Genomic DNA, 13,130 nt, shown 5'->3' on the forward strand with positions numbered 1-13,130 from the left:
TTTTAGGGAATTGGTGCATATATAGTGGATTTTTAGACTAAAACTTGAATCCTCAAAATACTCATGTTATAAAGCGCACCGCTGAAATTAATGGGGACATTATTGTCTTCAAATTATCGCGAAGTAGCTAGGTTTTCTAGCATTAATATCACACATACATCGACACATATTTCGGGGTGTCTTTCTAGGGTAAACCTAAGAGGATCGAAATCTGGGATGTATGGAGGCCTAACCCCATATTGAGGAATCTATATAATGGCAAATGTATCTATGCGCGACATGCTTCAGGCAGGCGTACACTTCGGACACCAGACTCGTTACTGGAACCCAAAAATGAAACCTTTCATCTTTGGTGCACGTAATAAAGTTCATATTATCAACCTAGAAAAAACTGTTCCTTTGTTTAACGAAGCACTTAACTTCGTTGGTGGCGTTGCTGCTAAAAAAGGAAAAATTCTTTTCGTTGGTACTAAACGTGCTGCAAGTGATGCAGTTAAAGAAGCTGCAGACAAATGTGACCAATTTTATGTTAACAAACGCTGGTTAGGCGGTATGTTAACTAACTGGAAAACAGTTCGTCAGTCAATCAAACGTTTAAAAGAGCTTGAGCAACAAAGCCAAGACGGAACGTTCGAAAAATTGACTAAAAAAGAAGTATTAATGCTTCAGCGTGAAATGACTAAGCTTGAAACAAGCCTTGGTGGAATTAAAAACATGGGCGGTTTGCCTGATGTTTTATTCGTAGTTGACGCTGACCACGAGCATATCGCTATCACTGAAGCAGGAAACCTAGGTATTCCAGTTGTATCTATTGTTGATACTAACTCAAATCCAGATGGTGTTGATTATATCGTACCTGGTAACGATGATGCTATCCGTGCTGTGCAACTTTATTTGAATGCTGCAGCTGATGCGGTAATCGAAGGTCGTGAGCAAACTGTTGAAGCACAAGCTGAAAAAGGTGAATTCGTAGAAGCAGCTGAGTAATTAGCTAAATCAAGAATGCACTATGGCAATCATAACTGATTGCCGAATTGAATAAAAACAAACGGGGGCCAACGCCCCTGTTTTCATAGATGTTTAAAGTTAAATTATATTGCTGAGGAAACAAAAATGGCAGTTACTGCAGCCCTAGTTAAAGAATTGCGTGAGCGCACAGCCGCTGGCATGCTTGATTGTAAAAAAGCATTGGTTGAAACTGATGGTGATATCGAACTAGCAATCGAAAACATGCGTAAAAATGGCCAAGCTAAAGCCGCTAAAAAAGCAGGTCGTATTGCTGCTGAAGGTGTTATTTTGACTAAAGTTGCTCCTGGTGTAGCAACTATGATCGAATTAAACAGTGAAACTGATTTTGTTGCTCGTGATGACGGTTTTGTTGCTTTTGGTCAAAAACTAATCGACGTTGCTTCTGCAAATAAAATTAGTGATATGGATACATTAAATAATGCTGACATTGATGGCGTTAAAGTAAGCGAAGCTCGCGACACTTTAGTTGCTAAAATTGGTGAAAACATCAGCCCTCGTCGTGTTATTACTGTTGAAGGTGATAACCTAGGTGCATATGTTCACGGTGCACGTATTGGTGTTATTGCTATCTTACAAGGTGGTGATGAAGAGTTGGCTAAGGATATTGCAATGCATGTTGCTGCATCTAACCCTCAATTCGTTAAGCCTGAAGATGTTGCAGCTGAAGTCGTTGAAAAAGAAAAAGAAATTCAACTAGATATTGCTATGAAATCAGGAAAGCCTGCTGAAATCGCTGAAAAAATGGTTCTTGGCCGTATGAAGAAATTCACTGGCGAAATCAGCTTGACTGGTCAACCTTTCGTAAAAGATCCTTCAACATCTGTTGGTGACTTACTTAAATCAAAGGGTGCAGATGTTATCAACTTCGTACGTTTTGAAGTGGGTGAAGGTATCGAGAAGAAAGAAGAAGACTTCGCAGCTGAAGTTGCCGCTCAAATGGCAGCAGCTAAAAAGTAAGCAGATAAGCTTCAAAACAATTTTTATTTATGCTGAAACATGCATTTTAAAGTTGTTTGGGTATAATACTGGCACCTCACTTTGAGGTGCTTTTTTATATGTACTAAAAAGGGTTCGCAACCCTAAGAGATCTTCGTCTTTTTCATATTAAGGAAATACCACCTATGAGTGTCGCACCTAAATCTACTTATCGCAGAATATTATTAAAATTGAGTGGCGAAGCCCTAATGGGGGATGAAGGCTTTGGTATTGATCCCAAAGTACTAGAGCGCATGGCGCTAGAAATTAAAGAAATCGTAGAGTTGGGTATTGAAGTTGGTTTAGTTATCGGTGGCGGTAACCTATTCCGTGGTGAAGGACTTGCTAAAGCAGGAATGAATAGAGTCGTTGGCGACCATATGGGAATGCTAGCCACAGTCATGAATGGTTTAGCTATGCGTGACGCCTTACACAGAGCATTCGTAAATGCTCGTTTGATGTCAGCATTTCCTTTAAATGGCGTGTGTGATTCATACAACTGGGCAGAAGCTATTAGTTTGTTAAAGTCTGGACGTGTTGTAATTTTTTCGGCTGGAACAGGTAACCCATTCTTTACAACTGACTCAGCGGCTTGTCTTCGTGGCATCGAAATTGAAGCCGACGCAGTTCTTAAAGGAACTAAAGTAGATGGTGTCTATGATTCTGATCCAGCAACTAACCCAGATGCAAAATTATATAAAACCCTTTCTTATGATGAGGTTTTAGACAAAGAATTGAAAGTAATGGATTTGGCTGCATTTACCCTTGCCAGAGACCACAATGTCCCTATTCGCGTATTTAATATGAATACCCCAGGCTGTTTGAAAGCCGTAGTGATGGGCGAAGATGTAGGCACAGTGATCTGTCATTCATAAAACAATAGCAATAATAGGAATACTACCGTGATTGATGAAATTAATGATGATGCGCGTCAGCGTATGGAAAAAAGTATTGTCTCTTTAAAAGGGCAGCTTTCTAAAATTAGAACGGGTCGTGCGCATCCTAGTTTACTTGATAGCATTATGGTGCCTTATTATGGCGCGCCGACTCCGCTAAAACAGTTAGCTAATATCGTTGCAGAAGATGCTCGTACCTTAGCATTAACCGTGTTTGATCAAAGTGCAGCTCAAGCTGTAGAAAAGGCGATTATGCAGTCAGATTTGGGGCTTAACCCTATGAGTGCCGGAGCGGTTATGCGCATACCTATGCCAGCATTAACCGAAGAGCGTCGTAAAGACCTAATTCGAGTCGTTCGCGGTGAAGCTGAGCAAGGAAAAGTCGCGATTCGTAATATCCGACGTGACGCTAATGGCGATATTAAAGAGTTACTCAAAGAAAAAGAAATCGGTGAAGATGATAGTCGTCGTGGTGAAGAATCGATTCAAAAATTGACAGATATATTTGTTAAACAAGTTGATGAAATCTTATTAGCTAAAGAAAAAGACCTAATGGAAGTATAACTGGGCCTTTTTCTATTTCATGAATACATCTAATTTATCAAACTCAAGTATAACACCTGAACATGTTGCCATTATTATGGATGGCAACGGTCGTTGGGCTAAAAACAAAGGTAAAATCCGCACTTTTGGCCACAAAGCTGGTGTTAAAGCGGTAAGAGCGTCAGTTTCTTATTCCCTTAAAAATGGAGTTAAATTTCTTACTTTGTTTGCGTTTAGTAGTGAAAACTGGAACCGACCCGAAGAAGAGGTTGGGGTGCTTATGGAGCTATTTAAAATGGTTCTAGGAAGTGAAGTTAAAAAACTGCATAAGAATAACGTGAGATTAAGAGTGATTGGCGATACGAGTCGCTTTGATACAAAATTAGTTGAGAAAATTCGTGCGGCAGAGGTACTTACCGCAGAAAACGACGCATTAACACTCAATATAGCTGCAAATTATGGCGGCCGTTGGGATATTGTTAATGCTGCCAAAAGTCTTGTTCAGAGTGTCCAAGCTGGCGAGCTAAGCTTAGATAATATTAATGAAACGGTTTTTAATCAGTTTACTAGTACCAATGGCGTGCCTGAAGTTGATTTATTGATCCGTACCGGCGGTGAGCAACGCATAAGCAATTTTTTATTGTGGCAAATTGCTTATGCTGAATTATATTTTTCCGAAGAGTTTTGGCCTGATTTTAATGAAGAAGTTTTTCAATCTGCTGTGGATACGTTCAATGAACGTCAAAGACGCTTTGGTAAAACAGGCGAGCAGATTAGTGAATGACAAGTCTTTCAAGAGTAAGGCTTAAGGCGGAAAAATGTTAAAGCAACGAATTATCACTGCGCTTATTTTAGCGCCCTTGGCTCTGTTTGCCATTTTATTTTTACCTCTGTTTAGTTTCCAACTGGTCATTGCCGCAATTATAGGTCTTGGTGCTTGGGAATGGTCAAGTATGTCAGGTATTACCAGAACCACTACTAAGTATGCCTATGCAATATTAGTCGCGGCTGTATGTGTTTGCCTGTCTATTCTTTTGCCAACGGATCTTATTTGGTATCAAGGACAACTTAATAGTCTATACATTTATATATTAAGTGCCGCTGCAATTTGGTGGGCTATTTCATTTTTCATGATACTTGGCTATCCAAAGTTCAGCTCAATTTGGTATTGCAGTAAAGTTTTAAGGGGGATCTTCGGGTTTTTTACATTGATCCCTACTTGGGTCGCGGTGGTATCATTACGCACGAGTTTGTATGATGTTGATCCTTATTACGGCGCTTCTTTAATTTTTTATGTGTTAGGTATTGTCTGGGCGGCAGACATTGGTGCATTTTTCGTGGGTGTTAAATTTGGTAAACATAAATTACGTCCCAGAGTTTCTCCTGGTAAAACTTATGAGGGATTAATGGGAGGTATTTTTGCGTCTTCTGCGATTATTGCTTTTGCTGCATTGCACTACCAAGTAGATCCTTCTCGTATATGGCTACATGTGGTAATTGGTGCCTTAACTGTTGGTGTGTCAGCTTTAGGTGATTTGAATGAAAGCATGTTCAAACGGTGTGCTGGCATTAAAGATAGTGGCACTTTGTTACCAGGTCATGGCGGAATAATGGACAGAATAGATAGCCTAACTGCAGCCTTTCCTATTTTTGCGTTTTGCTATGTTATGTGGATGGCTTAATGTCTCAAGCTATTCAAAAGGTCACTATATTAGGGGCAACGGGATCGATAGGAAGAAGTACTATCGATGTCCTTCTAAGACACCCTGAAATGTTCAAAGTGTTTGCGTTAACCGCAAATAGCAATATCGATCTTTTGTTACAGCAAGCTCTAATATGCTCTCCTGAGTATGTTGTTGTAAGCGATCTTAAGTATTACCAACAAGCTAAAGAATTATTTGCTCAAAGTACGTTAAACTGTGAAGTACTCGCAGGTAATGATGCCCTTGAGCTGGTTGCAAGTGATGCCAATGTCGATGTGGTCATGGCAGCTATTGTAGGAGCCGCTGGTTTATTGCCCACTTTGGCAGCTGCAAGAGCAGGTAAAAAGGTGCTACTAGCCAATAAAGAGTCTTTGGTTATGTCTGGTGATTTGTTTATTCAAACAGCAAATAAATATAAAGCCCAGCTGTTACCCATTGATAGTGAACATAACGCTATTTTTCAATGTTTACCTGCAGACTTCACTTATGGTGACTTACCTGCATCAGGTATAAGCAAGATTTTACTGACCGGTTCAGGTGGACCTTTTTTAAATCTACCATTACAAGATTTATCTCATGTTGGTCCAGAGCAAGCTTGCGCTCATCCAAATTGGAGCATGGGTCGCAAAATATCTGTGGACTCAGCCACTATGATGAATAAAGGCTTGGAGTTCATTGAAGCTCGCTGGTTATTCGGTTTACAGTCTGATGATATTCAAGTGGTGTTGCACCCCCAAAGTATTATTCATTCTATGGTGCAATACCTAGATGGGTCAGTAATAGCCCAAATGGGTAATCCAGATATGCGTACGCCTATTGCTCACGCGTTAGCTTACCCCCAAAGAGTCGAATCCGGGGTAGCTGCTTTAGATTTTAATCAGCTAACAGATTTTACTTTTAGCCAACCTAGTAAAGAACGCTACCCTAATTTAACCTTAGCAATTGAGGCCAGTAATGCAGGGCAATATGCCACTACTAGCCTTAACGCTGCTAATGAGATCGCCGTAGATAGCTTTTTGCAGGGACAGATTAGCTTTACACAGATAGCAGAAGTTAATAATGAATGTTTGCAGCAAATTACCAGTCATAAGCTAGATACTATTGATGAGGTGATTGCGAGTGACCAAAATGCTAGACGAGTTTCCTTAGAAATTATAAAAAGAATAAACCCTCCAGCCATGTTGAGAACTAAGTAAATGTTAGAATTTTTATGGACAGTGGCAAGTTTTGTTATTGCTTTAGGTATTTTAGTCGCTGTTCATGAGTGGGGGCATTTTTGGGTAGCCCGTCGTTGTGGAGTCAAAGTAGAAAGGTTCTCTATTGGGTTTGGTAAAGCCCTTTGGAAAAGGACTGATAAGTTAGGCACTGAATATGTCGTTGCTGCTATCCCTCTAGGTGGCTACGTAAAAATGTTGGATGAGCGGGTCGATGAAGTAGCGGTAGAGGACTTGCCTTATGCATTCAATCGCCAACATGTATTAAAACGTATTGCGATTGTGGCAGCAGGCCCAATAGTGAATTTTTTGTTTGCTATCTTCGCTTTGTTTATTATGTATCTGATTGGCTTAGAAACAGTTAAGCCCGTGGTTGCAGACATTAAGCCCGAGAGTATTTTTAGTCAAAGTAACATTACTAAAAATGCCATTATTACCCAAGTCGGGGATCGTAAAGTAGCAGATTGGGAAGATGTAAATTATGAGCTAATTTCTCATATCGGCAAAGATTTGATGCATATAAAGTGGACAGAAGCTAATCATGTTATTGAGCGCTCAGCAGTTGTTAATATTGAAACTTGGCAGTTTGATCCAGATAAAGGCTCTCCGATTGCGAGTTTAGGTTTAGTTCCTTTTCGACCGGAAGTCTCAAAAATCATAGGTTACGTGCTGCCAGACTCTGCCGCAGATGCCATTGGGTTGCGGCCAAATGATAAAATTCTGCGTCTAGATGGAACTACTATGGAAAATTGGGAACAAATAGTGGGATATGTTTCATCTAGAGCGAACCAGTTTGTGAAGGTGGATGTATTGAGAGGCGGCGAAACCGTAAGGTTAGAAGGCTCAATAGGTCAAAATGAAGTTGAAGGAATAGTCAAAGGATATATGGGGTTCACCCCCACCTTTGAAGCTTGGCCTGCAGGTATGTTGTTTACACATCAATATGGCGTTATTGACGCTGTAACCAAAGCAATGGATAAAACTTGGCGTATGATGACACTCAGTGTCGAAATGTTAGGTAAATTGCTTACGGGTGATGTTTCAGTAAAGAACTTAAGTGGCCCTATCGCAATTGCGCAGGGTGCCGGGATGAGCGCAAGCTCTGGGTTGGTATACTTTTTAGGATTTTTAGCGCTAATTAGTGTGAACTTAGGCATAATTAACCTTTTGCCCTTACCCGTACTAGACGGTGGACATCTACTGTATTTCGTTATCGAACTTTTTAGTGGTCGTCCTGTCCCGGAGTCAGTACAAGAAATAGGATTTAAAGTGGGTGGCGTATTGTTGCTGCTATTAATGAGCATCGCAATCTTTAATGATATTGCGCGTTTATAATTTTTATCGGTCAGTTAGGCCAAGCATGTTTTGTTTTTGTGCTTTTAGGAAGAATACTAATAAATGAAGTTTATACAGTTAGTTGTTGCCGGATTAATATTATCCATTACTAGCGTTGCAAAAGCTGCCCCTGGTAGTGAATTTGTAGTCGAAGACATTAAAATAGAAGGTTTACAGCGTGTTGCTTTAGGTGCAGCACTCACTTACTTACCCATTAACGTGGGTGATGAGATGAATAGCTTTAGGGTTTCACAGCTTATTCGGTCTATGTATTCTTCAACCCATTTCGAAAATATCGAAATTTTACGAGATGGCAATACATTGATAGTGCGAGTTAAAGAGCGCCCAACTATCAGTAACATAGTGTTTGAAGATAATGACGATATAAAAGATGAGCAACTTCAAGAAAGCTTAAATGATGCCAATATCTTAATTGGTGAGCCTTTAGACAGAACGGTATTAACCTCTATTGAGAACGGCCTTAAGGACTTCTTCTATAGTATCGGTAAATATAATGCTGATGTAACGGCTATTATTACTCCTTTACCTAGAAACCGAGTTGACTTAAAACTATTGTTTGAAGAAGGTGACTCAGCAAAAATTCAACAGATTAATATTGTGGGTAACGAAACTTTTACTGATAGTGAGCTACTTGACCCAATCGAACTAAAATTTAATACCGCTTGGTGGGATTTCTTATCTGAGACTCGTTACCAGAAACAAACCCTAACAGGTGATATGGAAACCATAACTAGTTACTACAAGGATAGGGGGTATATACGTTTTAACATTGATTCAACTCAAGTCACTATGACTCCTGATAAAACCGGAATTTATGTTACCTTGAATGTCGATGAAGGTGAGCAATATACCATTTCTGATATAGAGCTAATCGGTGACTTACTTGGGCACGAAGACTATATAAATGCTGTTTTACCATTGAAAAAAGGTGAAATGTATAATCAAGCAGAAGTCACCTATACCGAAGAGTTTATCAGTAAGTATTTAGGGCGATATGGCTATGCCTACCCAACAGTAACCACTATTCCTGACATCAATGATGAAGACAAAACTGTAAAATTAGTGTTATCTGTAGACCCAGGTAAGCGTATTTACGTGCGCCGCATTAACTTTGCCGGTAATACCAGCACGGCAGATGAAGTGTTACGTCAATCTGTATCTCAAATGGAAGGTGCATGGTTGTCAAACGCCACCTTAGAGTCATCTAAGAATAGTTTGTCACGTTTAACTTATATGGAAACCGTAGATTTTGAAACCGTGCGTTTGCCAGGTGAAGAAGACAAAGTTGACGTAAATTTTGCTGTAAAAGAACAACCTTCTGGCGCTTTCAATGCGGGCATAGGTTATGGTGACCGAACTAAATTAAGTTTAAATGCGGGTATTCAACAAGATAATTTCTTGGGTACAGGTAAGCGCATCGCATTTAATATAAGCACAGTGTCTTATCAGAAAAGCATTCAGCTCTCATACACAGACCCTTTCTTTACTATTGATGGTATTAGTTTAGGGGGAACAGTGTCTTATAGTGAATTTGATGGTAGTTCAGCTAACTTAATTCAATACAACAGTAAACAATACTCTCTAGGTGCCAATGTTGGTTACCCAATAAATCAGTTTAACCGTATCAATTTTGGACTGACCTATAGTAATGTTGAGTTATTCCAACGCCAAGCCTATGTTCAGACTACACGTTTTAATGACCAGTTTGTTGATGAAGAAAACCCCGACTCTGCAATTAATTATGATAGCTTTCTAGCTTCTGTTGCTTGGTCTCGCTCAACCTTAAACCGTGGTGTATTCCCAACTGCAGGTTCATCGCAACGTGCATCATTTGGTATTACTACACCCAATTCAGACGTAAACTACTTTAAAACTGAAATTGATGGTAAGTGGTATTTTCCACTTTCACGTAATCAACGTTGGTCTGTATTAGCAAGGTTAAAAGCAGGGTATGGTAATGGTTATGGTGATGCGGGTGGTGTAGATCAAATCTTACCCTTTACACAACATTTTACAGCGGGTGGTTCAGATTCTTTAAGAGGGTTTGAAAATAACACAGTTGGCCCTCGCGGGTTACAAGTTACACCATCAGTAGCGGTTACAGATCCAAATGGTAATGATATTTTAGGGGATAGCTCAAGTGATGTGGTTGCTATTTCTACCCGTTCTTTAGGTGGTAATGCCATGGTGTTGGGGGGAGTTGAGTTAATCGTACCCACTCCATTTGTTGAGGTTGATTTTGATAACTCAGTGCGTACCAGTTTATTTGTTGATGTGGGTAACGTATGGGACACTGAATTTGATTACGATGCTTACAAAGATCTAACTCTGAGCACTAGTTTTAACGATGACCCATTATTAGATTATAGTGATCCATTCCTTTATAGAGCTTCAGGCGGGATCTCTGTACAATGGTTATCACCCATGGGACCTATGGTGTTTAGTTTTTCTAGAGCCATTAAAGAACGTGAAGGTGATGATTCCAAATTCTTTACCTTTAATATTGGTCAAACATTTTAATTTTTTGGTTGCTTAGTCAATCACTATAAGACAGGAGTTTCTTTTGAAAAAATTTACTAAGAGTTTAATAGCGGGTGCATTACTAACTACAGCCATGACAAGTTCAGCTGTTTTTGCAGAGCAAAAAATTGGGGCGGTTAATGTTCAAGGTATCTTCCAGAACATGCCTCAAGCTGCAAATATTCAAGAAGCTATTGCTATTGAATTTAAAGATAAAACTGAAGAAGTTAGTCGTTTAGAAAAAGACATTAAGTACTATCTTGAAAAGAATCAGCGTGATGCAGCTACTATGAGTGCAGCTGAGAAAAAAGAACTTGAAGAAAAGATTATTGCACTTCGTGGTGAATATACTGCTAAAGCCCAACCTCTTCAGCAAGAAATTCAGCAACGCCTGCAAGAAGAACAAAACAAGTTACTTGGTCTTATAAAGCAAGGTGTTGATGCCGTTGCAGCAAAAGAAAAGTATGACGTTATCTTGAATGCCAACTCAGTAGCTTTTATTAATCCTGACCACGATATTTCTAAGTTAGTTTTAGAGCAAGTTAGTAAAGTTAACTAAAATTATTAGTTAACTATTGTATTTATTGAAATGGGAGGTGTTTTGAGCCATTCAGTTAGTTTAATAGAGTTAGCCAATCACATTGGTGCAGAACTGCATCTAGCGAATAATGATACTCAAAATACTCCAATTACCGGTCTGTCTACATTAGTCAGTGCGGGTAATGGTCAGATTTCATTTTTATCGAATAGCAAGTATCGTAGTCAACTTCAGGATTCGATGGCACAAGCTATTATTTTACATCCCGACGAACTGTCTCACTGTTCACGTTCAGCACTTGTAATGAATAACCCATATATAGGGTTTGCAAAGGCTGCACAATTACTAGATACCACTCCGGCTGCAGCCCATGAGATATCACCTCACGCAGTTATTGCAGATGATGTTGTGCTTGGTGAAAATGTGAAAGTTGCGGCGAATGCTGTCATAGAGACAGGGGTTAAATTAGGCGATAACGTTCAAGTTGGTCCTGGGTGTTTTATTGGCAAAAATGCAGTCTTGGGTGCAAATACAAAATTATGGTCTAACGTCAGCATTTATCATGATGTAGTGTTAGGTTCAGATTGTTTGATTCAAGCTAATACTGTAATAGGTAGTGACGGATTTGGTTATGCTAATGAAAGTGGCAAGTGGATCAAAATTCCTCAATTAGGCAGTGTGATAATTGGTGATAGAGTTGAAATTGGCGCAAGTACTACCATTGACCGTGGTGCCATTGATAATACTATTTTGGCAGACGGCGTGATTATTGATAATCAGTGTCAGATTGCTCATAACGTTGAAATAGGTGAAAACACCGCCATGGCTGCTTGTTCTGTTATTGCAGGAAGTACGGTGGTTGGAAAAAATTGTAGCATGGCTGGGCTAGTAGGAATTAATGGTCACATCAATATATGTGATGGTGTTGTTTTTACTGGCATGAGTATGGTGACTAAAAGTATTTCAGAACCTGGAGTATATTCGTCAGGTATACCTGCCGCTGCAAATAAAGAATGGCGTAAAAATATGGTAGCTCTGAGAAACATTACTACCCTCAATCAGCGTGTAAAAACGTTAGAGAAATCCCAACAAGGTAGTTAGAAAGCTACCCAATAGTGAGTTTAGGAGAACCCCCTTTGGCTAATAGTTTAAACACTCTTGCAGTAGAAGAGATCATGGAGTTGTTACCCCACCGCTACCCTTTTCTATTAGTAGATAGAGTGACAGATTATACTATCAATGAATCCATTGATGCCTATAAAAACATTACCTTTAATGAACCTTGTTTTACTGGACATTTTCCAGGCAAACCTATTTTCCCTGGCGTGATGATACTTGAAGCCTTAGCTCAAGTTGCTGGTGTGCTAGGGTTTAAAACTCAAGGTAATAGTGATGATCTATACTTGTACGCAGGTGTTGATAAGGCACGTTTTAAAACACCCGTTGTTCCAGGTGATCGTTTAGACATGCGTGTAGAGCTAATTAAAGAACGTCGTGGTATTTGGAAGTTCCGTGGTATTGCCAGTGTAGACGGAGTTGCTGCGTGTGAAGCAGAGTTTATGTGTGCTATGAGGAAACTGTAAAAAGTGATCCATTCAACGGCTATTATTCATCCTTCCGTAAAACTGGGCAATAATGTCAGTATCGGGCCTTATTGTTTTATCGATGAAAATGTCAGCATAGGTGACAACACAGTACTTGAATCTCATGTAGTGGTTAAAGGTAAAACCACTATAGGTAAAGGTAATCACTTTTATCAATTTTCATCTATAGGTGAAGATTGCCAAGATAAAAAGTATGCAGGTGAGCTGACTGAACTAATCATAGGTGATAACAACATTATACGTGAGTCGGTGACACTTCACCGTGGAACAGTTCAAGATAATAGTGTGACGACTATTGGGTCAAATAATTTACTGATGTGTTACGTCCATGTTGCCCACGATTGCTCTATTGGAAGCAATAGCATATTAGCGACTAGTGCTATTTTGGCGGGGCATGTGCACATAGGCGATTGGGTCATTATGGGAGGTGCTACTGCTGCACATCAGTTTTGTCGTATTGGCGATCATAGTTTTGTAGGTGGCGGTGCTATCATTCTTGCTGATGTACCTCCTTTTGTTATGTTAGGTAACGACAGCAAACCTCGCACTATAAATGCTGAAGGCTTGAAACGTAGAGGCTTTGATAGTCAAACCATTATGCAAATTAAACGTGCTTATAAGGTGTTATATCGCCAAGGGCATAGAGCAGAAGATGCAGTTAAATTGTTATTAGAAATGCCTGGCGATTTACCAGAAATAAAGCTTATAGCTGATTTTGTTGCCAGCTCTTCTAGAGGTATTGCGCGCTAAGC

13 protein-coding genes are annotated in these 13,130 nt (G+C 39.7%); all 13 read left to right on the plus strand.

Features of this window, described 5'->3' with window-relative positions; genetic code table 11:
• The first annotated feature begins 255 nt into the window (after positions 1–255).
• Positions 256–987, plus strand: coding sequence for a 30S ribosomal protein S2 (rpsB, locus tag EOK74_RS13765; RefSeq protein WP_133470605.1), 732 nt, complete (start codon positions 256–258; stop codon positions 985–987).
• Between the two features lie 126 nt (positions 988–1,113).
• Positions 1,114–1,986 carry a translation elongation factor Ts gene (gene tsf, locus EOK74_RS13770; protein ID WP_133470606.1) on the plus strand — a complete coding sequence of 291 codons (873 nt, stop codon included), beginning with the start codon at positions 1,114–1,116 and terminating at the stop codon, positions 1,984–1,986.
• A gap of 164 nt (positions 1,987–2,150) precedes the next feature.
• On the plus strand, positions 2,151–2,879 hold the full coding sequence (gene pyrH, locus EOK74_RS13775; protein WP_133470607.1) for a UMP kinase: 729 nt from the start codon (positions 2,151–2,153) through the stop codon (positions 2,877–2,879).
• A 27-nt stretch (positions 2,880–2,906) separates the two neighbouring features.
• Complete coding sequence (gene frr / locus EOK74_RS13780) at positions 2,907–3,464, plus strand: ribosome recycling factor (RefSeq protein WP_133470609.1); 558 nt, start codon at positions 2,907–2,909, stop codon at positions 3,462–3,464.
• Positions 3,465–3,483: 19 nt separating this feature from the next.
• A complete protein-coding gene (gene uppS, locus EOK74_RS13785) occupies positions 3,484–4,227 on the plus strand; it encodes a polyprenyl diphosphate synthase (protein WP_133470610.1) in 744 nt (247 codons plus the stop codon).
• A gap of 34 nt (positions 4,228–4,261) precedes the next feature.
• Entirely contained in the window at positions 4,262–5,125 is an 864-nt protein-coding gene (locus EOK74_RS13790) for a phosphatidate cytidylyltransferase (protein WP_133470611.1), read from the plus strand.
• 11 nt (positions 5,126–5,136) lie between these two features.
• The gene (ispC, locus tag EOK74_RS13795) at positions 5,137–6,342 is read left to right on the plus strand and encodes a 1-deoxy-D-xylulose-5-phosphate reductoisomerase (protein WP_133470667.1); all 1,206 of its coding nucleotides are present in this window, start codon (positions 5,137–5,139) and stop codon (positions 6,340–6,342) included.
• Positions 6,343–7,695, plus strand: a complete 1,353-nt coding sequence (rseP, locus tag EOK74_RS13800; RefSeq protein WP_133470612.1) for a sigma E protease regulator RseP — start codon at positions 6,343–6,345, stop codon at positions 7,693–7,695.
• A gap of 63 nt (positions 7,696–7,758) precedes the next feature.
• Positions 7,759–10,236: an outer membrane protein assembly factor BamA gene (bamA, locus tag EOK74_RS13805; RefSeq protein ID WP_133470613.1), complete on the plus strand. Its 2,478-nt coding sequence runs from the start codon at positions 7,759–7,761 to the stop codon at positions 10,234–10,236.
• 43 nt (positions 10,237–10,279) lie between these two features.
• Positions 10,280–10,795, plus strand: a complete 516-nt coding sequence (locus tag EOK74_RS13810) for an OmpH/Skp family outer membrane protein (RefSeq protein ID WP_133470614.1) — start codon at positions 10,280–10,282, stop codon at positions 10,793–10,795.
• A gap of 42 nt (positions 10,796–10,837) precedes the next feature.
• Positions 10,838–11,875, plus strand: coding sequence for a UDP-3-O-(3-hydroxymyristoyl)glucosamine N-acyltransferase (gene lpxD / locus EOK74_RS13815; RefSeq protein ID WP_133470615.1), 1,038 nt, complete (start codon positions 10,838–10,840; stop codon positions 11,873–11,875).
• A 35-nt stretch (positions 11,876–11,910) separates the two neighbouring features.
• Positions 11,911–12,357: a 3-hydroxyacyl-ACP dehydratase FabZ gene (gene fabZ, locus EOK74_RS13820; protein WP_133470616.1), complete on the plus strand. Its 447-nt coding sequence runs from the start codon at positions 11,911–11,913 to the stop codon at positions 12,355–12,357.
• Between the two features lie 3 nt (positions 12,358–12,360).
• On the plus strand, positions 12,361–13,128 hold the full coding sequence (gene lpxA, locus EOK74_RS13825; RefSeq protein ID WP_133470617.1) for an acyl-ACP--UDP-N-acetylglucosamine O-acyltransferase: 768 nt from the start codon (positions 12,361–12,363) through the stop codon (positions 13,126–13,128).
• Positions 13,129–13,130: the final 2 nt, after the last annotated feature.

The organism is Paraglaciecola marina (assembly GCF_004360155.1).
GTDB classification, from domain to species: Bacteria; Pseudomonadota; Gammaproteobacteria; order Enterobacterales; family Alteromonadaceae; genus Paraglaciecola; species Paraglaciecola marina.

Coding starts and splice junctions, on each gene's coding strand:
- rpsB (WP_133470605.1), top strand. CDS start 256: ATGGCAAATGTATCTATGCGCGACATGCTTCAGGCAGGCGTACACTTC.
- tsf (WP_133470606.1), top strand. CDS start 1,114: ATGGCAGTTACTGCAGCCCTAGTTAAAGAATTGCGTGAGCGCACAGCC.
- pyrH (WP_133470607.1), top strand. CDS start 2,151: ATGAGTGTCGCACCTAAATCTACTTATCGCAGAATATTATTAAAATTG.
- uppS (WP_133470610.1), top strand. CDS start 3,484: ATGAATACATCTAATTTATCAAACTCAAGTATAACACCTGAACATGTT.
- EOK74_RS13790 (WP_133470611.1), top strand. CDS start 4,262: ATGTTAAAGCAACGAATTATCACTGCGCTTATTTTAGCGCCCTTGGCT.
- rseP (WP_133470612.1), top strand. CDS start 6,343: ATGTTAGAATTTTTATGGACAGTGGCAAGTTTTGTTATTGCTTTAGGT.
- bamA (WP_133470613.1), top strand. CDS start 7,759: ATGAAGTTTATACAGTTAGTTGTTGCCGGATTAATATTATCCATTACT.